Genomic DNA, 25,167 nt, shown 5'->3' with positions numbered 1-25,167 from the left:
CGGGGTGGAGGCTGAGATGTTTGAAGACCGGATTTCTGCCGGACTTCAGCTGGCCAAGGAACTGGCTGAATTGCCGATGACTGACCCCGTGGTTTTGGCGCTGCCGCGGGGCGGGGCACCTGTTGCCCTGCCGATTGCGCAAGCCTTGCACGCGCCCATGGACCTGATCCTGATCCGCAAGATCGGTATGCCCTCCAATCCGGAGCTGGCCGCAGGGGCTTTGGCTGAGGGCAGCAATCCCATTTTCAACGGCGCTCTGCTGAAGGCCACCGGCATGAGGCCGGAGGATTTTGCTCCTCAGGTGGCCCAGGCGCGAGAAGAGAACGCCGCCCGCCGCGCCCGCTATCTGCAAGGGCGCGCCCCGATTGTGCTGGAAGGGCGCACAGTGATCGTGGTGGACGACGGGATTGCCACTGGCGCCACCTTCATGGCCGCACATTTCTGGCTGCGGGAGCGTCAGCCCGCTGGCGTGATCCTGGCGGTGCCGGTAGCGCCGCCGGAAGCGGTGGACGAATTGCGCCCCTTGGTGGATACTCTGGTCTGTTTGCTGAGCCCCAGGGAGTTCTGGGCGGTCGGCGCGCATTACAGGGATTTTACGCAAACCAGCGATGATGAGGTCATGGCCGCTCTGGCCGCGGCCCCGGAGGCTGGCGCAGGAAAGGACAAGACGTGGCATTGAATGTTTATCTCTCGGGCGAGATCCACACCGACTGGCGGGAGCAGATCATCGAAGGCGCAAAGGGGCTGGAGGTAAGTTTCAGCGCGCCGGTGACGGATCACGACGCCAGCGACGATTGCGGCGTGGCGGTGCTGGGCGCCGAGGAAAACAAATACTGGCATGACCACAAGGGCGCGATGGTCAACGCGATCCGCACCCGCAAGGGGATTGCGGATGCCGATGTTGTGGTGGTGCGCTTCGGCGACAAGTACAAACAGTGGAACGCGGCCTTTGACGCGGGCTATGCAGCGGCGCTGGGCAAGTCGATCATCGTGCTTAGCTCGCCTGAGCATCAGCACGCGCTGAAAGAGGTCCACGCCGCCGCGCTGGCGGTGGCGGAGGAGCCGCGCCAAGTGGTCGAGATCCTCACCTATGTTCTGACCGGCAAGCTGCCAGCATGACGCCTCCAACGCTTGAGACAGAGCGGCTGACCCTGCGCCCGCACCGGGCGCAGGACTTCGAGGCCGTGGCGGCGCTCTGGGCAGAGCCGGAGGTGGTGCGTTTCATCTCCGGCACGCCCTCCACGCCAGAGGAAAGCTGGACCCGGCTGCTGCGCTACATCGGCCATTGGCAGGCGCTGGGCTACGGCTATTGGGCGGTCACCCTGCGCGACAGCGGCCGGTTCATCGGCGAGGTGGGCTTTGCCGACTACCGGCGCGGCATTGACCCGCCGCTGGCAGGTGTGCCGGAAGCGGGCTGGGTGCTGGCGCCGGAAGTGCACGGGCAGGGGATCGCCACCGAAGCGGTGAGCCGGGTCCACCAATGGGCGGCGGAGGCGACGGACTGGGCGGAAACCGCCTGCATCTTTGATCCGGCCCACAATGTGTCGCACAAAGTGGCCCGCAAGCTGGGCTATGCACCCGCCGGCGAGGCCCTTTACCGGGGCAATCCCACGCTGGTCATGAAGCGGCCTGTCGGCCGGTAAGGTATAAACATCCCATTGTTTCAATGTTTTGCAGCGATCTGATGGGGGCTGAGGCATCTGCGGCTCGCAGCGCCGTGCAACGCTTCTTTAACGCACCTGGTCTAGGTTCAAGGCGACACAGGACCACAACATAGGCACCGTTCTCTCCTGAGGGCGGTGTTTGGGACAGCCGAATGACGAACCGCCGCCGCCCGCCAGTGCAAGTCACCCCGCTGATCGAGGACGCGGGCCTGTTCAAGCGCGAGGTGCGTGATGTGCCGGTGGATCTGGTGCCGGTGTTCAGCCGCAACAACCGCGGCGATCTGGTCGTGAAGGGAATCGTCCGCCCCGCCGCCGAGATCGAGGTCATTTTTGCCGGCCGCCGCCTGCGCGAGGCCGCCAGCCTGGTGGAGCGGATGCGGAAACTGCGGATGCAGGGCGCGCGGGCAGCGCTGAACGGGCATGAGGCAATGAATCAGATCAGCCAGCTGCGGCTGCCGGTGCAGGTGCGCGGCACCTGGCGGTTCCGGTTTCAGCCCGATCCTTCCGGCTGGGAGGTCAAGAATTACCAGCTGATTGCGGCGCAATGGGCGTTTGCGGATGAGGAAGGCGTTACTGTGCTGGCAGGCTGGCCGCCGGCCAAGCAGGAAAACAGAGTGCAGGAGCGGGGGCGCGCGGTAAGAGCCCGGAACGCAGCTCTCCGTGCCGTGCGGGCGGCACGGCAGCAATAGGGGCCGGAGACGGCATTACGCAAACGCCCCGCCAAAGGCGGGGCGCCGGGCACAGGCGGGATGCGGCCCCGGCACGGTGCCAGCGGCGGGCGGCAGGGCCTCAGCCCGCTTTTTGGATTTCCACCGAATGCGGATAGGGGATGGAGATGCCCTTGGCGTCAAAGGCCTCCTTCACGCCCTGGGTGAGGGCAAACTTCACTTCCCAGTAATCCTCTGCCTTGCACCAGACCCGCGCGGTCAGATCGACAGAGCTGTCGCCTAGGTTGGTGACCCGCACCCAGGGTTCGGGATCCTGCAGAACCCGCGCATCCGCATTGGCCTCTGCCAGGATAATCGCCTTCGCGGCTTCTGCGCTGTCGCCGTAGTCAATGCCGAACACCATGTCGACACGGCGGGTCGGGTGGTGAGAGAAGTTGGTAATGACCGAACCCCAGGCCTGACCGTTCGGAACGATGATCTGCACATTGTCCGGCGTTGCCAGTTCGGTCACGAACAGGTTCACGTCCTTCACGGTGCCCTTGGTGCCGCCGATATCGACATACTGACCGATTTTGTAGGGGCGGAACAGGATCAGCATGAAACCCGCCGCCAGATCGCTCAGCGTGCCCTGCAGCGCCAGCCCGATCGCCAGGGTAGCGGCGCCCAGCATCGCGACCAGGCTGGTCGCCTGAATGCCGAAGATGCCGAGGATCGCGACCAGCACCACCGCCAAGAGCACCCAGCGGATCAAGCTGGCGGCGAAGTTGCCCAGAGTCGGGTCGATCTGCGGCGTCTTGTTGATGCGGCTGCGCACCGCGCCGCTGATCCAGCCGGTGGCAATCCAGCCGAGAACCAGCACCGCCAGCGCCTTGACGCCCGCCACCAGCAGCGGCCACAGCGCGCCGGCCTGTTCGATCAATTGTTCCATTGCGTTGTTATCCCTTGCAAACGCGCTGAGGAGCGGAAACCCGCCCCTCAGCAATTCCTTGGTGCCGGAGCCCCGGCGTTATTTTTTCAGCGAGTCGCGGATTTCCAGCAGCACGTCAAGTTCTGTCGGCCCGGCGGGGGCTTCCTCGGCCGGCGCGTCCTCCTGCCGTTGCATCGCGACGCGGGCGCGGTTCACGGATTTGACCAGCAGGAACACCACCCAGGCGATGATCAGGAAGTTCAGCACTGCCATCAGGAAGGAACCATAGGCAAAGACCGAAGCCCCGGCCTCGCGGGCGGCCTCCAGCGAGCTGTAGTCGGCGCCGTCGCCGCCCAGAACCACAAAATTGTTGGTGAAGTCCACCCCGCCGGTGAACAGGCCGATGATCGGGTTGATCAGATCATCGACCATGGATTTCACGATCGCGGTGAAGGCGGCACCGATGATGATCCCCACCGCCATGTCCATCACATTGCCCTTTGCAATGAAGGCCTTGAACTCGTCCAGCATGCCCGTTTCCTTTCCATCCCTGTCGCATTGTTATGCGCTACAGGCTAGGAGCGGCGTTTCAGGCTGTAAACGGGGAATGTCCGGCAGGTAACGCCTCAACCGCAGGGCGGGCAATAGGGGCGGCGGCCGGGCTGCCCCGGTCACATCAGACCAGTTCGAAATCGTCCGCATCCAGATCCTCTCCGGCCTCCGGCAGCGCATCGGCGTTCGCTTCCAGGCTCAACGACGCCATCAGGTCCATGCAGGAGAGATCGCCTGTGCCGTCAAGCACATCGTCATAGGCCGCGAGCAGCTCATCCGCGCTTTGGAAACCGCCTTGCGGAGCGTCGATGCGGAACAGCTCTTCCTGCGCGCCATCTTCACCGGTGCTGTAGAACACCACGGATTGAACGGCTGCCAGATCGCCGCCGATGTCCTCCGACAGGAAATGGGACAGGTAATTGTCAAATGTCGGCTCGGTGCCTTCGGGCAGGGCGGGAATGCTGTAGGGGTTCGGGTCCGGTTCCTCATCCAGAATGAAGGTGCCGCCCAGCGGATCGCCGCTATCCGAGAACACCTCACCGAAAAAGACCTTCTCGTAGGTGGGCTCTTCGGGATCCTCCGGTTCTTCCGGCGCCTCTGGATCATCGCTTACGGCCTTGATGGAACCTGCGTCCGTCGTGGTGGAGGTGGCGCGGATACCGAAGATACCGATCTCGTCCAAGCTTTCGATATCCAGCGAGACCGTCATCGTATCGCCGGTCTGCAGGTAGGTTTCCTTGTCCTCGCCCGCCGGCCCCAGGCCGGGGCGGCTCAGCTCTGTGGCCTCGTCCCACTGCACCTTCTCGCCGTCCAGGCTGGCGCCATTCATGTTCAGCGGGCCATTTAGGGATTCGCTGGAGCCGGAGAAGTCATCATCGCCGAAATAGATGGCGTTCACGTCCATGGCGCCTTCTTCGACAGTGATATCAGCAAAGAATTCGCCGTTTTCCTCATAAACGGTGACGGTGTAGGCAAGGCCGTCCACCGCGTAGGTAAAGATCTTGGAACTTTCAGACATAAGAAGTGCTTTCACTCATGACCGGAAATGGTTGCACAGGCCTGTCCTGCCGGCCGCTGCTGTCCGGACATGCCGCAATTTCATAAATTTGCCTTATTTTTAACAAAATCTCGGGCGGGCAAAAATCATCTGCACGGGAACAATGCAGGCCGATTGTCTCCAAGGGGAGAACGGTGGATGCTCCCGGATGACCGCAGGGTCGTGTCAGCCCAACGGGAGCCATCGGGATGCTTCTGGATGCTTGAGTTCTGGGGAATTGCTGTAGTCTTGCAGGACAGAAAATCCTTGGGAGACATTTGCCATGGGAAGGTTTGAGGAAATCGCAGGCGGTTGCCTATGCGGAGATCTGCGCTTTGCGGTGAGTGAACCGCTGTACGATCCGCATTACTGCCATTGCCGGACCTGCCAGAAGGCAAGCGGCGCCCCCGTAATTGCCGGGGCCTTTGTGGCGAGGGAGGCGTTCCGGATCACGTCGGGGGCGCCGAAGCTCTATCAGTCATCGCCGATTGCGGAACGCGGCTTCTGCGGCAGCTGCGGCACCTACCTGTTCTACCGGCCGCGGATTCCGGAATGGTCGGATTGGATGGTCGTCACGCTGGCGAGCCTGGATCACCCCGAAGACATTCCGCCGCAGCGCCACTATGGCACCGAGAGCCGGATCGCATGGTTCAGTATTCATGACGATCTGCCGCGCGAGGCTTATGAAGAGGGGTTCGTCGAAATTCTCTGCGGGCCGGACTGGGCCGCACGGGCGGCATTGCTGGCCCGCTACGGGGTGCGCTGACCGCTGCCGCACAATGAAAAAGGCCCCGCCGGTCCGGCGGGGCTTACTGTTTGTTCCGCTGTCCGCGTGTGCGGGGTTACTGCTTGAGCGCCAGTTTCGGCGACAGCACGTCGATGCCCAGGGCCTCGCCAACCGCGTAGTAGGTCAGCTGGCCTGCGTGCACGTTCAGGCCGTTCAGCAGGTGCGGGTCGTCCTCGCAGGCCTGGCGCCAGCCTTTGTTGGCCAGGTTCAGCATGAACGGCATGGTGGCGTTGCCCAGGGCCTGGGTCGAGGTGCGCGCCACGGCGCCCGGCATGTTGGCCACGCAGTAGTGCATGATGCCGTCGACCTCATAGATCGGGTCGGCGTGGGTGGTTGCCTTCGAGGTCTCGAAGCAGCCGCCCTGGTCGATGGCGACGTCCACCAGCACTGCGCCAGGCTTCATCTCGCTGAGCTGCGCGCGGGACACCAGTTTTGGGGCTGCCGCACCGGGGACCAGTACCGCGCCGATCACCATGTCGGCCTCGCGCACCAGCTCAGCGGTGGCGCCGGCGGTGGAATACTGGTTCTTGAAGGTGCGGCCGAAGACGTCGTCCAGATACTTCAGGCGGGTCAGCGAGCGGTCGAGGATGGTGACATCCGCGCCCATGCCGGCCGCGATCTTGGCTGCGTGGGTGCCGACGACGCCGCCGCCGATCACCACCACCTTGGCCGGGGCCACGCCGGGCACGCCGCCCATCAGCACGCCGCGGCCGCCGTTGGCCTTCTGCAGTGTCCAGCTGCCGACCTGCGGGGCCAGACGGCCGGCCACTTCCGACATCGGCGCCAGCAGCGGCAGGCCGCCGCGGTCGTCGGTGACGGTCTCGTAAGCAATTGCGGTGCAACCGGATTCCAGCAGGTCCTTGGTCTGCTCCGGATCGGGCGCCAGGTGCAGGTAGGTGAACAGCAGCTGGTTTTCGCGCAGCATCTTGCGCTCAACCGCCTGCGGCTCCTTCACCTTGACGATCATGTCGGCGGTGGCAAAGATTTCCTCGGCGGTGTCCAGGATCACGGCACCGGCGGCGGCATAGTCCTCGTCGGTGAAGCCTGCGCCCAGGCCGGCGCCTTGCTGGATGACAACCTCATGGCCGCGCAGCACGGCTTCGCGGGCGGCGTCCGGGGTCATGCCGACGCGGAATTCCTGCGGTTTGATTTCGGTGGGGCAGCCGATTTTCATGTGAGTATCTCCTCAAAACTCTCTGCGGTCATTTTGACGCAGGCAGCCCGAAATGTGCTTCTTTTTTGGGCGGAATAAAAACATGGCTTTCGAAGATTCTTCGCGTATAACGGCAAAACACAGCAAGGATCTTCGCAAAATGTCGCTGGACGAAACAGATCGTCGCATTCTCTCGGTGCTGCAAAAGCAGGGCCGCATCTCCAACGCCGACCTGTCGGAGCGGGTGAACCTGTCGGCCTCGGCCTGCCACCGCCGCGTTCAGCGGCTGGAGGCGGAGGGGTATATCCGCGATTATGTCGCGCTGCTGGACGCGCGCAAGATGAACGTGCCGTCGACGGTGTTTGTGGAGATCACCCTGTCCGGCCAGGCGGATGAGGTGCTGGACGCGTTCGAGAAAGCGGTGTCGCGGATTCCGGACGTGCTGGAGTGCCATCTGATGGCGGGCACGGCGGATTACATCCTCAAGGTGGTGGCGGAGAACACCGAGGATTTCGCCCGCATCCACCGCCAGCATCTGGCACGCCTGCCGGGGGTGGCGCAGATGCAGTCGAGCTTTGCCCTGCGCACCGTGTTCAAGACCACGGCGCTACCGGTCTGAAGCCCGGCAGGGGGGTGACATGCTTGCACCCCCTGTACACCCCCTGTGCACCGGTGCGGCAGATTTCAGGCCGGGCCGGGGTAAGTGAACAGCAGGAGGTGGATGAGGTTGAAGGCAAAGTGCATCAGCACCGGCACGTAAAACCGGCCTGTTCCCCAATAGCCCAGCCCGCAGGCCAGCCCCAGCAGCGCCGCAAATGCGGCCACCGCGGGGCCGGCGCCGATGTGGGCGAGGCCGAACAGCAGGCTGGCGGCGGCGATGCCCGCGGCAGGCCCGAAGCGGCGGCTGAGACCCTGCTGCAGGTAGCCGCGGAAGAAGGCTTCCTCTGCCAGGCAAGTGAGCAGCAGGTTCGACGCCATCCACAGGAGCGCCCATTCCGGCAAGCCGGGTTCCAGCCGCAGCGCGCCGGTCAGCAGGGCCAGCGGCAGAAGCGCAGCGAGGAGCAGCAGGCCGGCTGCCAGTGCGTGCTTGCCAGCCGGGGCGTTGCGCTGCAGCAGGACGGGCCAGGCGAGCAGCAGGGAGAAGAACACCAGCGGCTTGTCGAGGTTCAGGTGCAGCGAGTAGGGCGCGCTGGCGGGGCCTGCCTGCACCTGATCGAGGATCAGCAGGTTCTGCACCCCTGGCAGCAGATGCGCGCCAAGCGCCAGCGACCACAGCACCAGCACCGCGTGGGCGATGAGCGCGGCCGGGCCGCGGGTGCGGGGGATAAAGGCGGCAAACAGCAGGCCGGCGGCCAGCGCCGTCAGCGCCAGCGGCGTCAGATGCCCGAGCGCAACCGCGGCCCCGGCAAAAGCTGCAAGCATGGCAAAGGCCAGCCCGCGGTTCCCGGCCCAGCCCGCAGCAAGCGCCGCCATCAGGATCAGCCAGGGCCAGGTCTGGGGCAGGGTGGACAGAACAAAGCTCATGGCTTGCACATAATCCGCTCATCCGCCTGTTTTCCAGCCGGTTGCGCAGGGGCTTTGCGGCTTTTGCGCTTGAACCTGCCCGGGATTTCCGTTTGCCTTAAAGGGAGCTGCAAGCGGGCGGGTGACATCAAGCCGTTATATGCCGCCCTTACAAGCCAGCCTTTGCGCCACCTGACAAGGAAGGAACCCGCCCGTGACCCGCGAATTTGAAACCGCCTCGCTGGACTGGCTGGAAGCGGAGCTGCAGGACACGCTGGACGAGGACATCGAGATCGAGTTCTCCGAGCCGATGCTGAGCCAGGAGATCCGCAAAATCTACCGCGAGCAGCACCCGGAAATGCTGGACCGGCAGGTTTATTTCCGCAATCTGCTGCGGCTGCAGGCAGAGCTGATCAAGGTGCAGGACTGGGTGCAGCACACCGGCGCCAAGGTCTGTATCCTGTTCGAGGGCCGCGACGCGGCGGGCAAGGGCGGAGTGATCAAGCGGATCACCCAACGGCTGGACCCGCGGGTGGCGCGGGTTGTGGCGCTGCCGGCGCCGAACCGCCGCGAGCAGAGCCAGTGGTACTTCCAGCGCTACGTGCCGCATCTGCCCGCGGGCGGCGAGATCGTGCTGTTCGACCGCTCCTGGTACAACCGGGCCGGTGTCGAGCGGGTGATGGGCTTTGCCAGCGACGAGCAGGTGGAACAGTTCTTTCAGGACGTTCCCGAATTCGAGCGCATGCTGGTGCGGTCGGGAATCATCCTGCTGAAATACTGGTTCTCGATCACCGACGAGGAGCAGCAGCTGCGGTTCATGATGCGGATCCATGATCCGATGAAGCAGTGGAAGCTGTCACCGATGGATCTGGAGAGCCGGATCCGCTGGGAGCAATACACCAAGGCCAAGGAAGCGATGTTCAAGCGCACCAACATCCCCGAGGCGCCCTGGTACATCGTCGAGGGCAACGACAAGAAGCGCGAGCGGCTGAACTGCATCGAGCACCTGCTGACCAAGATCCCCTATGAGGAGGTGCCGCAGGAAAAGGTCGAGCTGCCGGACCGCAAGTACAATCCGGACTACGAGCGCCAGGTGCTGCCGGATGAGCTGTATGTGCCGAAGATCTACTGAGGGCTGACGGAAATGCAGAAATGGGCGCGCCGCGGCACACCCCTTTGCTGTTTGCCCGGTGGGGAAGTCAGAACAGGAAATCGGCTGACTGAAGCTGCTGTTCGGTAATGCCTGCCAGCAGCATGCTGTCGCCGTCGTCGTCGGTGATCAGCAGGCCGTTTGCGGTCTCGCGGGAGTGATTGCTCATCAGGTCGCTGTAACTGCTGATGCCGGTGGCTGCGCTCAGGTCGATGCGCTCGCCGCTGGCATTCGGATTGAAGTCGGTGACGGTGTCGCCGCCGCTGCTGAACACGAAGATATCGCCGCCGGCCTTGCCGGCCAGCCTGTCGTTGCCGCTGCCGCCGTCCAGGGTGTCTTTGCCATAGCCGCCGAACAGCTTGTCATTGCCGCTGCCGCCGTTCAGGTCGTCCGCGCCGCCGTTGCCGCGCAGGATGTCGTTGCCCGATCCGCCGTTCAGCCCGTCCTTGCCGGCCTTGCCCAGCAGCTTGTCGCGGCCGTCATCGCCGCTGAGGCGGTCACCGCCGCTGCTGCCGGTCAGAGTGTCATTGCCCGCCAGCCCGTCCAGGCTGCCTGCGCTGCTCAGGATCAGGGTGTCATCGCCGGCTGTGGCGCCATTGCCGGAGCCGTCTGAGCCGTCGGTGTCGAGCTGCAGCGGCGCGCTGGTGCGGGCGAAGTTCTGGGTTACCATCACCGCGTCCCAGCCGTTGAAGTTGCCCTGCTCGATGCCGATGCCGATCACCTCGACATTGGCGTTCAGGATGTTGGCGCGGTGGCCGGGGCTGTTCATCAGCGCGTTGTGAAGGTCGATGACGTCGTCAGCCAGGCCGGGGGCGCCGCGTTCGCTTTGCCAGCCGATGTTCTCTGCCCAGGTCCAGCTGCCGGAAAAGACAAAGCCTGCGTCCTCCATCCGGTCGCCTGCGCTGGAGCCGCCGGCGCCGGTGTGGGAAAACACATCCTGCTGCAGCATCCATTCGCTGTGATCCTCGGCGGAATCGTTGAGGCGCAGCTCCAGCTGCACCGGATTGAGCCCGCGCGACGTGCGCTCTGCGTTGATCAGCTCGAGCATCTGCCGCTCGAGATCGCTTGCCTGTGACATCGTAAACTGCTCCGTGAGTGAGCCGGCTGTGCGGCGGTGCCCCGATCGGTTAACGAATTTCAACGGCGCAAAAAGGGCAGCCGCGCGCCGGTGCGGTTACCGGCAAAGCTCTGCCCGGGACCGGGCCGCGGGTACGCGGATTTTCGCGTGTTTGAGCCCTGCGCCTGCCAGGCCGTGCCGCTTTGGCCGCCGCGGCTGATTTCTGCCGCCTGCCGCCGGCCCGGGCGGCTGGCCGGGTTCGGGCGGTGCGGGCAGCGGCCGCGCGGAGAAGGGGGCGGGAAACGGACCGGACGCTGCCGGGGGGAAACTGGCAGCGTCCGGAATAATTGGAAACCCTGAAAGACGAGCCTTGTTTGCAGGGACCAAGACCGGCGCCGGTAATGGGGGGAAGCGCCGCCTGCTCAGGGTTTCGGAGAACCGGGTGTTCCAGGCCCGGCCGGCGGGGCAATGGTTAGGGAAACGCAACTGATCTGCCCTGCCGTGTGCCCCTTGTAGCAGAAGGTGGCAGGGAAATACACCCTAAAGATGAATTTGTGATCAATTTGATATTTTTACGTGTGCGCCTTAAGCCTTAAGGGGTAGACAGACTGCTGTGCTGCCGGATCAGCCGAACGGGCCCTCAAATGACAAACCCCCGGGCGGGGCCGCGGGGGTCGTCTGATCGTTTGTTCCGGCAAGTCCGGGGACCGGCCGTAGTGCTGTCCAAAGCTGGAGAGCAAGGTGTGCTTAGAGCAGACCTTCGCGCTGGGCTTTCTTGCGTGCCAGTTTACGGGCACGGCGGATCGCTTCAGCTTTCTCGCGCGCTTTTTTCTCGGACGGCTTTTCGAAATGTTGCTTGAGCTTCATTTCGCGGAAGACGCCTTCACGCTGCAGCTTTTTCTTCAGGGCACGAAGCGCCTGATCGACGTTGTTGTCGCGAACACTAACCTGCATGTGGTATTCACCACCTTTCTAAGTTTTGAGTTGCAAGGAAGTTGCAGGAGGTGGCCGTATAGCAAAGCACGCAAATTTTGTCTAGTAGTGTGTCAGCACGCTGAAAGCGGGAGGGTGAGATGAGTGAAAGCCACGATCACGCGCAGGAGGACATCAAGGAAAAGCTGCTGGATGCGGCCTTGATGCATGTGCCGTTTGACGGCTGGTCGGAGGTGACGTTCCGCGCCGCCTGCCATGACGCGGATGTGCCGGAGGTGCTGGCCCATGCGGTCTGCCCGCGCGGCGGCGTCGATCTGGCGCTGGCATTTCACGCCCGCGGCGATTCGCTGATGCTGGAGCGGCTGCAGGCGGAGGATCTGTCAGGCATGCGGTTCCGCGACAAGGTGGCGGCGGCGGTGCGGTTCCGGCTGCAAGCGGTCGAGGACAAGGAAGCGGTGCGCCGCGGCACCACGCTGCTGGCGCTGCCGCAATATGCCGGCGACGGCGTCAAGGCGATCTGGAACACCTGCGACCTGATCTGGGACACGCTGGGCGACGGCTCCGACGATCTGAACTGGTACACCAAGCGCGCGTCGCTGGCCGGCGTCTATTCTGCCACCGTTCTGTACTGGCTGGGCGACGACAGCCTGGAGCATCAGGCGACTTGGGATTTCCTGGACCGGCGCATCGATAATGTGATGGACTTCGAGAAGCTGAAAGCCGGATTGCAGAAGAACCCGCTGCTGAAACCTCTGCTGGTGGGGCCGAACTGGCTGGCCGAGCAGATCAAGCCGCCGAAAGGGCGCGATGATCTGCCGGGGTCAGTTGATCCGCGGCGCTGAGGGGGCCAGGCCAAAGCAGTTGCCTATGCCGCTTACGTAGAAACAGTGTGCTAAGGTGCGTAACGCTGCTCCAGGGACGAATGCCTGCTACTACTCAAGTTCGCACCGTATTAGTGGTTCGCTTACTCTCAAGTTTGTCTGGATAGCCCGGCCGGCTTCATCCTCGGAAATGAATTTTGCTTTGAACATTTCTGAAAGCACGAAATTTCTGCGCTCAATTGCACGGTCACGCGATCTAACTGGATGAAATGCTACGGGAGCCTTGGGTAAGCCCGCGAGATAGGCGGCCTCTTCAAGTTTCAGTTCGCCAACAGATTTGCCGAAGTACGCCGTGGCGGCATCTGCAACGCCAAAGCAAGATTGCCCGAGAAAAATCTTGTTCACGTACCAGTTCAGGATTTCTTCATGCGAGAGAGTGTCGCTAATCACAAAAGATAGGGCTATTTTTTGCAGTTTTCCTGACCGTGGCGGCAGATGCCAGTTTCCAATTTGCCGGGTTATGGTCGAAAATTGGGGCTGCTTTTCAAAGAAATTGCGATCCTCCGCTGCCACAAAAGCCTGCAAAATGGGATCTGGGATCCTGGGCCACTGGCGTGCATTTTCCTGATAGTACTTCCGTATTTGCTCAACACTTGGAAGCGTCGGCTCACTGGTGTCGCTCTTGGCAGATGTTGCAAGACTTAGCGCGATGAAAACAGTGGAAATCAAGTAAGTGAAAAGGCGCATAAGAAAACCTGTCTGGCTTGTCACGTTCCAGGCTAATGACAATGAAAGTTGTCTGCGAGCCAATTCGCCAACTTTTGTTTGCGGGTAATCTTGAAGGTCCGCAAACTGCGCCAACTGCGGCGCCTTTGCTGTTTGCGCCCCCCTTTCCGGATGCTAGGCAGGTGGCAAGGATCAGGAGGACATATTCCGATGACAGAGATGATGCGCGCGGTGGAGATCAGCAAACCCGGCGGGCCGGAGGTGCTGCAGCTGACGCAGCGCCCGGTGCCGCAGCCGGGCCACGGCGAGGTGGTGATCAAGGTGGCCTATGCCGGTGTGAACCGCCCCGATGCGCTGCAGCGCGCCGGTGCCTATGATCCGCCCAAGGGCGCCAGCGACCTGCCGGGGCTGGAAGCCTCGGGCGAGGTGGTGGCCGTGGGCGCAGGCGTCAGCGGTATTGCGGCGGGCGACCAGGTCTGCGCGCTGCTGCCGGGCGGCGGCTATGCGGAGTACGTGGCGACCCCGGCGGCGCATTGCCTGCCGGTGCCTGCCGGGCTGGACCTGAAACAGGCGGCCTGCCTGCCGGAGACCTTCTTTACTGTCTGGTCCAACGTTTTCACCCGCGGGGGCTTGAAGGCCGGGGAGCGGTTCCTGGTGCACGGCGGCTCGTCGGGCATCGGCACCACCGCGATCCAGCTGGCCAAGGCGTTCGGGGCGCGGGTGTTTGCGACCGCCGGATCGGATGACAAATGCCAGGCCTGCCAGGACCTGGGCGCGGAGCGGGCGATCAACTACCGCGACGAGGATTTCGTCAAGGTGCTGCGGGACGAGGGCGGCGCCGATCTGGTGCTGGACATGGTCGGCGGCGATTACATCCCGCGCAACGTCAAAGCGATGGCCGAGGACGGGCGGCTGGTGCAGATCGCCTTTCTGCAAGGGCCGAAGGTGGAGCTGAACTTTGCCCTGATGATGGTCAAGCGGCTGACGCTGACCGGGTCGACCCTGCGTCCGCAGAGCGATCTGGCCAAGGCGCAGATCGCCCGGGACCTGCGCGAGGCGGTCTGGCCCTTGATCGAGGCGGGCAAGGTAGGGCCGGTGATGGACAGCGAGTTTGCGCTGGAGGAGGCAGCCGCGGCGCACGCCCGGATGGAAAGCTCCGGCCATATCGGCAAGATCGTTCTCAAGGTGGGCTGACAGCAGTATAGCCTCACGTCGAAGGGCCGGCATGCCTGCCGGCCCTTCGAAGGTTCGGAGGACTGGTCTAGTCCACTGCGCGCCGGTAAAGGTGCCAGGTCGCATGCCCCAGCACCGGCACCACGATAATCAGCCCGGCCAGGAAGGGGATTGATCCGACCACCAGCGACACGCCGACAATCACGCCCCAGGTCATGCAGATGACCGGGTTCTTGCGCAGCACTTTGATCGAGGTGGCCACCGCCACCGGCAGGCCCACATGGCGGTGCAGCAGCAGCGGGAAGGACACCAGGCTCATCGCCAGGGCGGCAAAGGCGAAGACTGCCCCCACTGCGCCGCCGGCAATTGCCATGATCCATCCTTCGCGGGTGGTCACCACGGCTGTTGCGAAGCTGATGATCGATTCAGGCGGTTCCGGCCCCAGCGTGCGGCTGTAGATCATGTCGGCCGCCACCAGCCAGACGATGAACAGCGCCGCCAGATACAGCCCCAGCACCAGAATGGCGCCAAAGGACGGCGAGCGGATGACCCCGAAGGCATCCACCCAGCGGGGCTCCATCCCGGCCTCGCGGCGCTTGGACATCTCATAAAGCCCGACTGCGGCGACGGGGCCGAGGATGGCAAAGCCCATGATCATCGGCACGATCAGGGGCAGCAGGTTCATCGACAGGCTCATCACCACAAGTGCGATGCCGATGATCGGATAGAACAGCACCAGGAACATGGCGTCGCTGCGGCAGGCGGCGAAATCCTCCAGGCCCGCGGCCAAAGAATGGATGATGTCGTCCATGTTCAGCTTGCGCGCCTTGGGCAGTTCCTTGACGCCGTCGCTGCCCATTTCACTGACTGTTTCGCTGATATGGTGCCCGGTGGTCTCTGCACCCTGCAGAAGCCAGCTGAGCGGGTTACCGATTGTTTTTGCCATGCGCTTCCTCCTTCTCGCTGACCAAAACGGAAGTGCCGTTCAGGCAGGGCCGGGCGCGGCACGTGGTATTAGTGTAGCACGAAACGCGGAAAAGTCTGCTTCACAGGCTATTTACCGCCGGGCGACGGGGAAGAGGCGGTTTCCAGGCCCGCAAGCGCAGGCGCCCGCCGCGTGCCGGGCATCTGCGCGGGGATATTTTTTGCCAGATGAAGAGGGCGCTAGCTGCTGAGCAGATATGCCAGGTAGCGGATGGTTCTGGGAAGGTTGGGGAGAAACGTGACCAAGGCAATTGCGCCAAAAGGTATTGCGGCGAGGTTCAGAGCCGAGCATGTCCAGAACGCCCGGCGCATTTGCGGCCAATAGCGGGCCGCACCTTCATTCAGTGTGAAAAGCAGGATAACGGAAAGCCAATAGGCCACCTGCCGCTGCGGAGAGTGTGAAAACGATGTGGTACCCGCGCTCAGCAGCCATGGCAGCACGCCGTTTACCGCCACGCAGGTTATTGCGGCCGGGTTCAGCCTGTTAACGTATCGGAGCAAAACGAGCGTTCTTCAGTGTGCAGTCCCTGATCACGTCCCGCCCGCAGGGCACCGGCTCCAGTGCCTTGGACAGGCAGATGCGGGCCTCCTGGATGGCGCCGTCGCGGCAGGTGATGGTCAGGCTGTCACGCGTGAGGTCGGGGTTCTCCTGCAGAAACGCCTGTTCGACGACTGAGGCGGGCAGGGTCACTGGCTTGTCCAGCCTGCGGAAGGCGGCGGGGCGGGTGACGCGAGTGTAGGCCGCGCGCATGGCGGCGTAATAGTCCCGGGCGCTGAGGCCGGAACAGGTGCCGTGTTTCTTCCACTGGTGCCAGGCGAGACCAGCGCTGCCCATGATGTCGGCCATGTCCCGGCTCATGGCGCGGCTCGGCGGGGCCTCCGCGGTGCGGCAGTAGCTGGGCCAGCCGCGGTGGTACTGGGGCCAGAGGCCATGCAGTGTCCAGCCGTGGTCATGGCGCGCGTCGCATTGGTCCGCGCCCCGGGCGTCGCCCTCCTGCGCGCACCAGTTCGGCGACCAGCTGAGCGACAGCACGTAATAGTCGAAGTCGCCGGCAGGTTCGCCGTCCGCCGCGGCAAGCACCGGCAGCAGGGTCAGAACAGCGGCAAAAACACCTGTGAACAACTTGCGCATTGGCCTCTTTCCTTATGCAGCGATGCCGACTATATAGGGCGGAAGTTCCCCGACAACGGAAACCTGCCCCGGATCGCCGGGGACGCCATTTCAGGCGGCGGGAGAGATGTATCCGGGGATCAAAGGTGTTTTAAGGAGATGAGCACATGGCAAAACCGTTGATGGCCAAGGCAACCGCCGTGTGGCTGGTGGACAATACCACGATCAGCTTCAAGCAGATCGCCGATTTCGTGGGCATGCACGAGCTGGAGATCCAGGGCATCGCCGACGGCGAGGTGGCAGTGGGCGTCAAGGGCTTTGACCCGGTCGCCAACAACCAGCTGACCCAGGACGAGATCGACAAGGCGCAGAGCAACCCGCTGCACAAGCTGAAGCTCAAGTTCAACCCGGCTGCGGCCGGCGAGGAAAAGCGCCGCGGCCCGCGCTACACCCCGCTCAGCAAGCGTCAGGACCGTCCGAACTCGATCCTGTGGCTGGTCAAGTTCCACCCGGAACTGTCGGACGGCCAGATCGCCAAGCTGGTGGGCACCACCAAGCCGACCATCCAGTCGATCCGCGAGCGCACCCACTGGAACATCGCCAACATGCAGCCGATCGACCCGGTGGCGCTGGGCCTGTGCAAACAGTCCGAGCTGGACGCCGCAGTGCAGAAGGCAGCGGCCAAGAAGGCGGCCGAAGGCGGCGTGATGAGCGACGACGAGCGCCGCAAGCTGGTCTCCACCGAGCAGTCGCTGGAGATGGAAGCGGAGCCGAAGATCCCGACCGCGATCGAGGGCCTGGAGACCTTCACCCTGGGCGGCGGCCTGAATGACGACGAAGAGAAGAAGGAAGAGGACGTTCTGGACGCCGACAGCTTCTTCAACCTGCCCGCGGGCGGCGATGACGAGGACGACGACGAGGACAGCCGCTTCTGATCCGGGCCTGTCCGGCCTAGGCCAGCCGGCCCGTCCGGCAAGCGGAAAATCCCTAAAAAGCCGCAGATCCGATGCTCCGGGTTTGCGGCTTTTTCTGTTAGAATTGAGTCTCAATCACACAAGATGTTGACTGCGCGCCGGTGGTTCGCGCAGCATGATGTTGCGGTGCGGCCATGTTCCAGGCTGCCTGCAGAATTGGGCTGATGCGGGGAAAGCTCTGGGAAGGGGCGGCTCCGCGACGCGGAGGGACAGTTTTTTGTGAGTTTGCCAGGGGTCCGGCTCCGGACGGCCGGTCCGTGCAGGGATGGCAGGAGTATTGGTTATGGACGCATCCGGGGACGCGGCGCTTGGGGAAAGCTGCCGTTTGGATCTGGAGGAGCTGGCGGGCGCAAGCGGCGCCGGGTTCTGCCAGGCATTTGCAGATCAGCTGGCGCAGGGTTTCGGCGCTGATCTGGTGACCGTCAGCGCATTGCGGATCAGGCAGGGGGAACACCTGAAGGTGGTGGCCAGCCGGTTCGACGGGATGCAGCTGGGGGATTTCGAATATGACGCGCGCGGCGCGCCGTGCCGGGACGTGGTGCTGGGCGCCGCGCCGCAGGTGTTCCCGGACCGGGTGCAGCAGCTGTACCCGGAGGACGCGATGTTCATCGAAGAAAACATCAACGGCTACGCGGGGGTGCCCCTGACAGATGCCGCGGGCGGGGTTGCCGGACTGGTGCAGGCGGCCTGGCGGCAGCCGCCGGGGGCCGCGCTGACGGCAGAGGCCGCCGCTGCCATGCAGCGGTTTGCGCCGCGGCTGGGGGCGGAGCTTGCCCGGTTGCAGGAGGCCGCGGCCCTCGCGGCGCTGGCCCGGGGACCGGAGGCAGCCAGCCAGTCGCCGCTGGCGGCCCTGCGGCAGCTGGCGGCGCAGTTGCAAAGCGTCTTCCGGGTGCGCAAAGCCTTCATCGCCGAGTGCACGGCTGACCGCCCCGCCCGCTTCCGGGTTCTGGCCTGCTGCGACGGCGGGCAGGATGCCGCGGCGGGCGAGGACAGGCTGATGCCTTATGTGGGCGCGCCTTGCGCCTTCCTGTGCGAGGGCGAGCCGTTCCTTGTGCCGAAGGGGTTGCAGGAGAGGTTTCCGGCGCAGGAGCTGTTCCGGGCGCAGGGGCTGGTCTCCTATTTCGGGATGCCGCTGCAGGATGCGAACGGGCAGATGATTGGCCATTTCGCGCTGCTGCACGACGGGGAGATGACAGCGGGGTTTCCGGACAACAGCTTGATCGGCGTGTGCGCCGCGCGGGCCGCGCAGGAGCTGTGCCGCCGCAGGGCGGAGCGGCGGCGGCGGCAGGCGGAACAGGCGCTGCTGCTGCGGCGCAAGGCCGAAAGCCTGGGGCTGCTGGCGGGTACCATCGCGCATGAGTTCAACAACCTGCTGGCCGGGATGCAAGGCCAGAGCGAGCTGGCGCTGGCGCATCTGGAGGCGGCGCATCCGGCCGCGGCGGATGTGCAGGCGGTGAAGGCGGGGCTGCAGGATTCGGCCCGGCTGATGCGGCAGCTGCTGGGCTATGCAAGGGGCGGCGTCCCGCCGCAGCCGGAGGCCTGCAATCTGAACCGGATCGTCCGCGAGACGCTGGCGCTGGTGCCACCAGAGTGCAAGCTGGGCAAGGCGGTGGTGCTGGACCTGGAGACGGGGGAGTTGACCGCGCGGATGGATCCGGCCCAGGCGGGGCAGCTGCTGATGCAGGCGGTGCTGAATGCGGTGGAGGCGATCGGGCCGGGAGCCGGCACTGTGACGGTGGCCACCCGGCGCAGCAGCCTGGGCACGGCGGCGCGGCGGCGGCTGCTGGCCGGGCGCAGGATGCCTGCGGGGCCCTGCGTCATGCTGGAGGTGCGCGACACCGGCAGCGGCATGGGGCGGGACACGGTGGCGCGGATTTTCGATCCGTTCTTCACCACCAAGCCCGGCGGCCGCGGCCTGGGGCTGGCGGCGGTGATGGGCATCATCAGCAGCCACCGGGGCGGGCTGGCCGTTGACAGCCGGGAGGGCGCCGGAAGCACGTTCCGCTTCTATTTTCCGGTTTGCGAGGCGGCGGCAGTGCAGGCCGCCGGACCGGCTGAGGCGCCGCCGCGCAAAGGGCAGGCGCACCGCATTCTGGTGGTGGATGATGAGGACACCGTGCGCCGCGCCGTCGCAGGCTTGCTGCGGCTGCGCGGCTGCGAGGTCGCAAAGGCCGATGGCTATGACGCGGCGCTGGCGCTGCTGCAGGCCCAGGGGCCTTTTGACGGCGCGGTGATCGACATGAGCATGCCGGGGCGCGGCGGCTGGGAAACACTGTCCCGGCTGCGGCAGGTCCAGCCCGGGCTGAACGCGGTGATGATGAGCGGCTTTGCCTTCAGCGCCGCGCAAGCGGGTTATCCGGAACTGGACGGGGTGCAGGTGCTGGACAAGCCGTTCACCAAGGAAAAGCTCTACAAGGCGCTGTTCCGGTAGAGGCTGCCCGCAGGCAGGGGCTCCCGCGCCTGCAGGTGCCCCTGCGGGCCCCTTGGCAGCCTTGGGCCCGGCATCGCGCCGGCGCGCGGCGCGGCAGTGCCTATGGGGCGGGTGTCTGTTCCAGCAGCCAGGCCCGGACCCGTTCGATCCGGCTGGTGCCCGTCTTGGCCTGCGGGGTCAGCAGGTAATAGGCGCTGGCAGGGGTGCAGCGGTGCGGATGGGCCTGGATCAGGGTGCCCTCGTCCAGTTCGCGGCGCACCAGCAGCTCTGGCAGGATCGCCACGCCGTGGCCGTATTTCACCGCGTCGATCAGCATCTCGAACTGGCTGAACAGCGGGCCGGTGGGCTGCGCGGGCAGCGTTTCACCCAGATCGCCGAACCAGATCTGCCAGCTGAGCGGCCGGGTGGTGTGCTGCAGTGCCGGGTGGTCCAGCAAGCGGACTGCTTCCTGCAGCGGTGCCTCCAGCAGGCCGGGTGCCGCTACAGCCACCAGGGTTTCCGGCATCAGGAGATCGGCACGGAAACCGGGCCAGGGCGGATCGCCCTGCACGATGGCCAGATCCACCAGGCTGGCATCCACCTGGGCATTGTCCAGGTAGGTGATGGTGTTGACCGTCAGCCGCGGCTGCGCCTGAGCAAGTTCCGCAAGCCGCGGCATCAGCCAGCGGCTGCCCAGCGTCGGATAGGTGCCGATGTTGAGCGCGCCGTAGGGATTGTCGCGGGTGCGCAGCCGGTAGAATGTGGCTTCCAGCGCCTCCAGCTTCGGTGCCAGCTCCTGCAGCAGCATTTCGCCGGCGCCGGTCAGCTGCACCCGCTGGCGTTCACGTTTGAAGAGGGTCTGGCCGGTTTGCGCCTCCAGCCCCTGGATCTGGCGGCTGAAGGCGCTTTGCGACAGGTTCATGGCGCGGGCGCCCTGGGCAAAGCTGCCAGAGCGGGCGGCGGCCTCGAAACACAAGAGGGCGGAGATGGGCGGGATCTTGCGGCGCATGGGTTCACCCTGCCAGGTGTTGCAGTTTTTGCAATAAGGATTGCGGAAACGCCGCTTTTGGGGCGGGAAGCGGTCTGCAATGCTGGCTTCAGATGCAACACCTGGCGACGTGAACAGAGCCAAACATGGGAGCACGCAGCATGACATTTGTACCGCAGATCAAGGACGCCGATGTGCAGGCCGTCACCCGGGCCATGCAAGCCATGCCCGATTCCGCCTCGGTAGCGGAGTTTGTGCCGGGGCCGGGCATCCAGCGGCTGGAACTGAAGTTTGACATCCAGCTGCTGCAGGAGGCGCTGGAGGAGTGTTTGCGCCGCGAGGATTTCATGGGCGGCATGCAGGACCAGGGGTTTGCCGCGCTGCCGCTGACCCGGCGCCCGGGGCAGACGGAATGGACCGCCAATGATCTGTCGGGCCGCTACTGGCTGCGCGCCGACGACCGCTATGTCGAGGAGCCGCGCGAGGATCTGGTGCCAGAGGTGGACTTCAGCGAGTTCAATCCGAAATTTGCGGGCACCTATTTCGAGCATGTGCATTCAGAGCTGGCCAAGCGCTTCCCGATCGGGCGCACGCGGGTTCTTTCCAAGGGGCTTTACAACTGTAACTCTTGGCACCGCGACCCGGAGCCACGGCTGCATATCCCGGTGCTTTCCAATCCCGGATCATTGTTTATCGTGAATCATCACGTCACCCACTTGCCAGCGGACGGCTCTGTCTATTTCACTGACACCCGCGGCTATCACACCGCATTGAACGGAGGCGAAACCCGGCGCGTCCACATCGTGGCGGCGCTGGCCTATGAACAGGTGACGGAATGAACCAATACGCCGGCATGGCGCGGGCAGGGGGCAATGCGGCCCATTGCGATCTGCGCAGCGATACGGTGACGCAGCCCGATGCGGGCATGCTGCAGGCAATGGCCGCGGCTGAACTGGGCGATGATGTCTATGGCGAAGACCGTTCGGTGAACCATCTGGAGGCCGTGCTGGCCGAGCGTCTGGGCAAGGAGGCTGCGCTGTTCGTGCCCACCGGCACGATGAGCAATTTTGCCGCCATGCTGGCGCATTGCCAGCGCGGCGAGGAAGTGATCTGCGGCAAGGGCTACCATGTGAACGCCTATGAGGCGGCCGGCGCCTCGGTTCTGGGCGGCGTTGCGCTGTGCCCTCTGCTCGTGCGCGCGGACGGGGCGCTGGACCCGGCTGAGATAAGGGCCGCGGTAAAGGAGGATGATCCGCATTTCCCCGTCAGCCGCTTGGTGTCGCTGGAAAACACCCACAACGGGCTGGCGGTTCCGCTGGCGGATATGGCCGCAGCGGCAGAGGCCGGGCGGGCCGCAGGGCTGTCCGTGCATCTGGACGGGGCGCGGTTCTTCAACGCGATCACCGCGCTGGGGTGCGCGGAAACGGATCTGGCCGGGCTGACCGACACGGTGTCGGTCTGCCTGTCCAAGGGATTGGGCACGCCGGCGGGGTCAGTTCTGGTCGGGCCAGCGGATCTGATCGCCAAGGCGCGGCGCTGGCGCAAGATGCTGGGCGGCGGCATGCGGCAGGCGGGCGTGCTGGCGGCGGCCGGGCTTTACGCGCTGGAGCACAACGCGGGACGGCTGGCAGAGGATCACGCGCGCGCGGCGGAACTGGCCGGGGCGCTGCGGGGCCTAGGCGCGGGCGAGGTGGCGCAGGCCACCAACATGGTGTTCTTCACTCCGGGTGACGGACGCAACGATGATCTGCGGGCGCAGCTGGCGGCTGATGGCGTGGTGATCGGTGGCGGCAGTTCCGGTGCCATCCGCATGGTGCTGCATAAGGATGTGGATGATGGAGCGTTGTCCCGGGCGGTGCAGGGGCTTCGGAGTTTCTTTGGCTAGCGGCGGAAGCCGGAAAATTTAAGTTTTCCGGCCAAAATTCTTATCAAGAATTTTCTGCGCCCGGCCGCGGCGTCAGATCTCCTTTCGGGCCTGCATCGCTGCGGAAATGGTGCCGTCGTCCAGGTAATCCAGCTCGCCGCCGATCGGCACGCCCTGCGCCAGCGAGGTGAGCTTCACTTGCCCCTGCAGCTGGTCGGCGATGTAATGGGCGGTGGTCTGGCCGTCGATGGTGGCATTGAGCGCCAGGATGACTTCGCTGATGCCTTCGGTGGCGACCCGGTCCACCAGCCGCGGGATGCGCAGATCCTCCGGCCCCACCGCGTCCAGCGCCGACAGGGTGCCGCCCAGCACATGGTAACGGCCCTTGAACACGCCCGAGCGTTCCATCGCCCAGAGGTCGGCCACATCCTCGACCACGCACAGCTCGCCGTTGCCGCGCACCTCGTCGGTGCAGATCGGGCAGATCTCGCTGGTGCCGACATTGCCGCAGTTGAGGCATTCGCGCGCTGTCGCAGCCACATCGCCCATCACGTCGGCCAAGGGCGTCAGCAGCAGCGCCCGCTTGCGGATCAGATGCAGCACCGCGCGCCGGGCCGAGCGCGGCCCCAGCCCCGGCAGCTTGGCCATCAGGTCAATCAGGTCTTCGATGCCGGTGGTGGAGTTCTTGATCATGCCTTGGGCCCTTTGCTTCGCAGCCATATAGGCTGATCGGGACAGGTGAGCGCAAGGGCAGGGCGGCAAAATGTTCGGGGTTTGTTTTTCTGGCGCCCGGGGGTATGCCTTGCCTGGAATGGCGGAGGGTTCGGAATGGAAGGCAGCACGGCACGGGAAGAAAGCAATTCCTCACCGCTGCGCTTTGCCCGGCTGACGGAGGTTCCGCCGCAGGAGATCGCCCGCCACATGTCAGACCCGCGGATGGCCGAGCATATGCCGCTGCTGACAGGGGCTTGGGATGAGGCGGCGGCCAAGGATTTTGTGGCGGCCAAGGAGGCCTGCTGGCAGCGCGACGGGCTGGGCCATTGGGCGTTTTTGCGCGGTGAGGATTACCTCGGCTGGGGCGGGTTCCAGAAAGAAGGCGCGGAGTGGGATTTCGGGCTGGTGCTGCGCCCGGACTGCTTCGGCCTTGGCCTCGCCATCGCCCGCAAGGCGCTGGAATTTGCCCGGCGGGATGCGCGCATCCCCATTGTCACCTTTCTGCTGCCGCCGACACGGCGGCATCTGAGGCCGCTGGAACGGCTGGGGGCAGTACAGATCGGGGAGGTGGAATACGACGGGCGGCGGTTCCTGAAGTTCCGGCTGGAGGCGGGCTGAGGCGGGCAAAGAAAAAGGCGGCACCAGACGGGCCGCCTTTTCGCATTCAGCTTGCCGGCTCTTAGAACGGCAGCTTGATGTCCTTGGGCAGACCCATGCTTTCGGTCAGCTTGGCCATCTCGTCCTGCGCTTTTTCAGCTGCTTTGGCCTGGGCGTCCTTGATCGCCGCCAGGATCAGGTCCTCGACCACTTCCTTGTCGTCGCCGTTGAAGATCGACGGGTCGATGTCCAAGGCTTTCAGGTCGCCCTTGGCAGACGCGGTTGCCTTGACCAGGCCTGCGCCGGCCTCGCCGGTCACCATGACGTTGTGCAGGTCTTCCTGCATCTGCGCCATCTTAGTCTGCAGTTCCTGTGCCGATTTCATCATCTTGGCCATGTCGCCAAGACCGCCGAGGCCTTTGAGCATCTGTCTTCTCCTAATTGCGGGGGCGCAGGGCGCCGTAAGTCATCCCGGCACATATCGCAATTGCGAGGCCGATGAACAAGTGGGGGGAGGCTGCGCAGTCTTCGATTATGCCCAAGGCCCTCTTATCATCAAAGAAAAGCTCATGATTATCCACGGCAATCAGGAGCGCCAGAACGCCCCAAAGCACGCCGGCGATTGCAAACGGCACGCGCTCTCTTTTGTAGAGCGCGAATCCGGCAAGGGCGAAGAGGGCCAGTGCAACAGGTTTGGACGACAGCCGCAAAAGCACATCCCAAGCGCTTTCATGTGCTTCACCTGTGGCAAAGCAAGTGGTGGCGTAGGCGGTTGCCGGCAAGGCGAGCAAGAGCGCCGTCAGGCCCGCCGTCACCCGTCCTCGAACGGATCCCATTCGTCTTCCACCTCGGGCAGGGCTTCGGCGGCGACTTCGGCGGCCAGTTCCTCGGGCGTGCGGATGCGGGTGATCTTGGCCTTGGGGAAGCTTTCCAGAACCGCCTGCACCAGAGGATGCGCGGTGGCTTTTTCACGCAAAGCGTTCTCAGCCGCGTCGCGGATCTCGGCAATGGTGGGCACCTCACCGTCCGGCGCGATGGAGACCACCCAGCGGGCGCCGGTCCAGTTCTGCAGTGCTGAGCCAAGCCGTGCGGCCAGATCACGCGGCGCCTGGGCCGAGGGGGTGAATTCAATCCGCCCGGGCTGGTAGGAGACCAGGCGCACGCCGGTTTCGACCTCGACCAGCAGTTTCACGTCGCGGTTGGTGCGGATCAGTTCGACCACATGTTCGAAGCTGGGGTAGCGGGCCAGCGCGGAGCTGACCTGCGGCGCCAGCGCTGCCACCGTGCCGCCGCCGCTATGGGCCACCGGCGCGCCGCTAGCGGGGCTGCCCTGGGGGGCAGTGCCAGCTGGCCCGCCGCCGCCAAGCGCCGGGGCGCCCATGCCCTGCATCGGCA

At 64.6% G+C, this 25,167-nt stretch carries 28 protein-coding genes and 1 pseudogene; 14 read left to right on the top strand and 15 right to left on the bottom strand.

Annotation, left to right across the window (positions count from 1 at the left end):
- Positions 1-16: 16 nt before the first annotated feature.
- The 4 genes from GKC28_RS11895 to GKC28_RS11880 all read left to right on the top strand — a co-directional run bounded on the left by GKC28_RS11895 (position 17) and on the right by GKC28_RS11880 (position 2,353).
- Positions 17-679, top strand: coding sequence for a phosphoribosyltransferase (locus tag GKC28_RS11895; RefSeq protein WP_174147100.1), 663 nt, complete (start codon positions 17-19; stop codon positions 677-679).
- Entirely contained in the window at positions 670-1,119 is a 450-nt protein-coding gene (locus tag GKC28_RS11890; RefSeq protein WP_174147099.1) for a YtoQ family protein, read from the top strand. Before GKC28_RS11895 ends, GKC28_RS11890 begins: the two co-directional genes overlap by 10 nt.
- Positions 1,116-1,643 (top strand): GNAT family N-acetyltransferase, encoded by a 528-nt coding sequence (locus GKC28_RS11885; RefSeq protein ID WP_174147098.1) that lies wholly within the window; start codon positions 1,116-1,118, stop codon positions 1,641-1,643. Before GKC28_RS11890 ends, GKC28_RS11885 begins: the two co-directional genes overlap by 4 nt.
- A 173-nt stretch (positions 1,644-1,816) precedes the next feature.
- Positions 1,817-2,353: a hypothetical protein gene (locus tag GKC28_RS11880; protein WP_174147097.1), complete on the top strand. Its 537-nt coding sequence runs from the start codon at positions 1,817-1,819 to the stop codon at positions 2,351-2,353.
- Positions 2,354-2,453: 100 nt separating this feature from the next.
- Here the strand turns inward: GKC28_RS11880 and GKC28_RS11875 are convergent, their stop codons facing one another.
- The 3 genes from GKC28_RS11875 to GKC28_RS11865 all read right to left on the bottom strand — a co-directional run bounded on the left by GKC28_RS11875 (position 2,454) and on the right by GKC28_RS11865 (position 4,809).
- Positions 2,454-3,260, bottom strand: coding sequence for a mechanosensitive ion channel family protein (locus tag GKC28_RS11875; RefSeq protein WP_174147096.1), 807 nt, complete (start codon positions 3,258-3,260; stop codon positions 2,454-2,456).
- 78 nt (positions 3,261-3,338) lie between these two features.
- Positions 3,339-3,770: a large conductance mechanosensitive channel protein MscL gene (gene mscL / locus GKC28_RS11870; RefSeq protein ID WP_174147095.1), complete on the bottom strand. Its 432-nt coding sequence runs from the start codon at positions 3,768-3,770 to the stop codon at positions 3,339-3,341.
- A 145-nt stretch (positions 3,771-3,915) separates the two neighbouring features.
- Positions 3,916-4,809 carry a hypothetical protein gene (locus GKC28_RS11865; RefSeq protein ID WP_174147094.1) on the bottom strand — a complete coding sequence of 298 codons (894 nt, stop codon included), beginning with the start codon at positions 4,807-4,809 and terminating at the stop codon, positions 3,916-3,918.
- A 301-nt stretch (positions 4,810-5,110) separates the two neighbouring features.
- Between GKC28_RS11865 and GKC28_RS11860 the strand changes: the two genes are divergently transcribed.
- A complete protein-coding gene (locus GKC28_RS11860; RefSeq protein ID WP_174147093.1) occupies positions 5,111-5,593 on the top strand; it encodes a GFA family protein in 483 nt (160 codons plus the stop codon).
- A 76-nt stretch (positions 5,594-5,669) separates the two neighbouring features.
- Here the strand turns inward: GKC28_RS11860 and ald are convergent, their stop codons facing one another.
- Positions 5,670-6,788, bottom strand: a complete 1,119-nt coding sequence (gene ald, locus GKC28_RS11855; RefSeq protein WP_174147092.1) for an alanine dehydrogenase — start codon at positions 6,786-6,788, stop codon at positions 5,670-5,672.
- A 139-nt stretch (positions 6,789-6,927) separates the two neighbouring features.
- Between ald and GKC28_RS11850 the strand changes: the two genes are divergently transcribed.
- The gene (locus GKC28_RS11850) at positions 6,928-7,386 is read left to right on the top strand and encodes an Lrp/AsnC family transcriptional regulator (protein WP_008556791.1); all 459 of its coding nucleotides are present in this window, start codon (positions 6,928-6,930) and stop codon (positions 7,384-7,386) included.
- Positions 7,387-7,451: 65 nt separating this feature from the next.
- Here GKC28_RS11850 and GKC28_RS11845 read toward each other — a convergent pair whose 3' ends face one another.
- On the bottom strand, positions 7,452-8,291 hold the full coding sequence (locus GKC28_RS11845; protein ID WP_217434059.1) for a CPBP family intramembrane glutamic endopeptidase: 840 nt from the start codon (positions 8,289-8,291) through the stop codon (positions 7,452-7,454).
- 193 nt (positions 8,292-8,484) lie between these two features.
- Between GKC28_RS11845 and ppk2 the strand changes: the two genes are divergently transcribed.
- On the top strand, positions 8,485-9,402 hold the full coding sequence (ppk2, locus tag GKC28_RS11840) for a polyphosphate kinase 2 (RefSeq protein WP_174147091.1): 918 nt from the start codon (positions 8,485-8,487) through the stop codon (positions 9,400-9,402).
- A gap of 67 nt (positions 9,403-9,469) precedes the next feature.
- On the opposite strand, the gene GKC28_RS11835 is transcribed toward ppk2, so the two are convergent.
- Both GKC28_RS11835 and rpsU read right to left on the bottom strand, forming a co-directional pair.
- Positions 9,470-10,498 (bottom strand): CAP domain-containing protein, encoded by a 1,029-nt coding sequence (locus tag GKC28_RS11835; RefSeq protein WP_174147090.1) that lies wholly within the window; start codon positions 10,496-10,498, stop codon positions 9,470-9,472.
- A 726-nt stretch (positions 10,499-11,224) separates the two neighbouring features.
- Positions 11,225-11,431, bottom strand: a complete 207-nt coding sequence (rpsU, locus tag GKC28_RS11830) for a 30S ribosomal protein S21 (RefSeq protein WP_005614280.1) — start codon at positions 11,429-11,431, stop codon at positions 11,225-11,227.
- Between the two features lie 119 nt (positions 11,432-11,550).
- Between rpsU and GKC28_RS11825 the strand changes: the two genes are divergently transcribed.
- Entirely contained in the window at positions 11,551-12,252 is a 702-nt protein-coding gene (locus GKC28_RS11825) for a COQ9 family protein (RefSeq protein WP_174147089.1), read from the top strand.
- A 90-nt stretch (positions 12,253-12,342) separates the two neighbouring features.
- Here GKC28_RS11825 and GKC28_RS11820 read toward each other — a convergent pair whose 3' ends face one another.
- A complete protein-coding gene (locus GKC28_RS11820; protein ID WP_174147088.1) occupies positions 12,343-13,092 on the bottom strand; it encodes a transglycosylase domain-containing protein in 750 nt (249 codons plus the stop codon).
- Between the two features lie 75 nt (positions 13,093-13,167).
- On the opposite strand from GKC28_RS11820, the gene GKC28_RS11815 reads away from it, so the two are divergent.
- Positions 13,168-14,151 carry an NAD(P)H-quinone oxidoreductase gene (locus tag GKC28_RS11815; RefSeq protein ID WP_174147087.1) on the top strand — a complete coding sequence of 328 codons (984 nt, stop codon included), beginning with the start codon at positions 13,168-13,170 and terminating at the stop codon, positions 14,149-14,151.
- A 67-nt stretch (positions 14,152-14,218) separates the two neighbouring features.
- On the opposite strand, the gene GKC28_RS11810 is transcribed toward GKC28_RS11815, so the two are convergent.
- Both GKC28_RS11810 and GKC28_RS11805 read right to left on the bottom strand, forming a co-directional pair.
- On the bottom strand, positions 14,219-15,076 hold the full coding sequence (locus GKC28_RS11810) for a DUF2189 domain-containing protein (RefSeq protein WP_174147086.1): 858 nt from the start codon (positions 15,074-15,076) through the stop codon (positions 14,219-14,221).
- A 522-nt stretch (positions 15,077-15,598) separates the two neighbouring features.
- Positions 15,599-16,246 carry a ribonuclease T2 gene (locus tag GKC28_RS11805; protein ID WP_174147085.1) on the bottom strand — a complete coding sequence of 216 codons (648 nt, stop codon included), beginning with the start codon at positions 16,244-16,246 and terminating at the stop codon, positions 15,599-15,601.
- 146 nt (positions 16,247-16,392) lie between these two features.
- Here GKC28_RS11805 and GKC28_RS11800 point away from each other — a divergent pair, with 146 nt between their 5' ends.
- Both GKC28_RS11800 and GKC28_RS11795 read left to right on the top strand, forming a co-directional pair.
- On the top strand, positions 16,393-17,160 hold the full coding sequence (locus GKC28_RS11800; RefSeq protein WP_174147084.1) for a DUF1013 domain-containing protein: 768 nt from the start codon (positions 16,393-16,395) through the stop codon (positions 17,158-17,160).
- A 322-nt stretch (positions 17,161-17,482) separates the two neighbouring features.
- Positions 17,483-19,630, top strand: coding sequence for a response regulator (locus tag GKC28_RS11795; protein WP_174147083.1), 2,148 nt, complete (start codon positions 17,483-17,485; stop codon positions 19,628-19,630).
- A 100-nt stretch (positions 19,631-19,730) separates the two neighbouring features.
- Here the strand turns inward: GKC28_RS11795 and GKC28_RS11790 are convergent, their stop codons facing one another.
- The gene (locus GKC28_RS11790) at positions 19,731-20,618 is read right to left on the bottom strand and encodes a LysR substrate-binding domain-containing protein (protein WP_174147082.1); all 888 of its coding nucleotides are present in this window, start codon (positions 20,616-20,618) and stop codon (positions 19,731-19,733) included.
- 140 nt (positions 20,619-20,758) lie between these two features.
- Between GKC28_RS11790 and GKC28_RS11785 the strand changes: the two genes are divergently transcribed.
- Together GKC28_RS11785 and ltaE are read left to right on the top strand one after the other, a co-directional pair.
- On the top strand, positions 20,759-21,436 hold the full coding sequence (locus tag GKC28_RS11785; RefSeq protein WP_174147081.1) for a hypothetical protein: 678 nt from the start codon (positions 20,759-20,761) through the stop codon (positions 21,434-21,436).
- Positions 21,433-22,482, top strand: coding sequence for a low-specificity L-threonine aldolase (ltaE, locus tag GKC28_RS11780; protein ID WP_174147080.1), 1,050 nt, complete (start codon positions 21,433-21,435; stop codon positions 22,480-22,482). The genes GKC28_RS11785 and ltaE overlap by 4 nt, the downstream gene beginning before the upstream one ends.
- A gap of 72 nt (positions 22,483-22,554) precedes the next feature.
- On the opposite strand, the gene recR is transcribed toward ltaE, so the two are convergent.
- Positions 22,555-23,154 carry a recombination mediator RecR gene (recR, locus tag GKC28_RS11775; RefSeq protein ID WP_174147079.1) on the bottom strand — a complete coding sequence of 200 codons (600 nt, stop codon included), beginning with the start codon at positions 23,152-23,154 and terminating at the stop codon, positions 22,555-22,557.
- Between the two features lie 135 nt (positions 23,155-23,289).
- Here recR and GKC28_RS11770 point away from each other — a divergent pair, with 135 nt between their 5' ends.
- Complete coding sequence (locus GKC28_RS11770; protein ID WP_174147078.1) at positions 23,290-23,793, top strand: GNAT family N-acetyltransferase; 504 nt, start codon at positions 23,290-23,292, stop codon at positions 23,791-23,793.
- Between the two features lie 61 nt (positions 23,794-23,854).
- Here GKC28_RS11770 and GKC28_RS11765 read toward each other — a convergent pair whose 3' ends face one another.
- From GKC28_RS11765 to GKC28_RS11755, 3 genes and pseudogenes are all read right to left on the bottom strand, one after another.
- Positions 23,855-24,199, bottom strand: a complete 345-nt coding sequence (locus tag GKC28_RS11765) for a YbaB/EbfC family nucleoid-associated protein (protein WP_019298230.1) — start codon at positions 24,197-24,199, stop codon at positions 23,855-23,857.
- 10 nt (positions 24,200-24,209) lie between these two features.
- On the bottom strand, positions 24,210-24,587 hold the full coding sequence (locus tag GKC28_RS11760) for a hypothetical protein (RefSeq protein WP_174147243.1): 378 nt from the start codon (positions 24,585-24,587) through the stop codon (positions 24,210-24,212).
- Positions 24,584-25,167: pseudogene (locus tag GKC28_RS11755) on the bottom strand (DNA polymerase III subunit gamma/tau); the annotation flags it as partial. The pseudogene GKC28_RS11755 and the gene GKC28_RS11760, both read right to left, overlap by 4 nt.

This window comes from Leisingera sp. ANG59 (genome assembly GCF_013317235.1).
GTDB lineage: Bacteria > Pseudomonadota > Alphaproteobacteria > Rhodobacterales > Rhodobacteraceae > Leisingera.
This window is presented reverse-complemented; position numbering and strand designations above follow the sequence as displayed.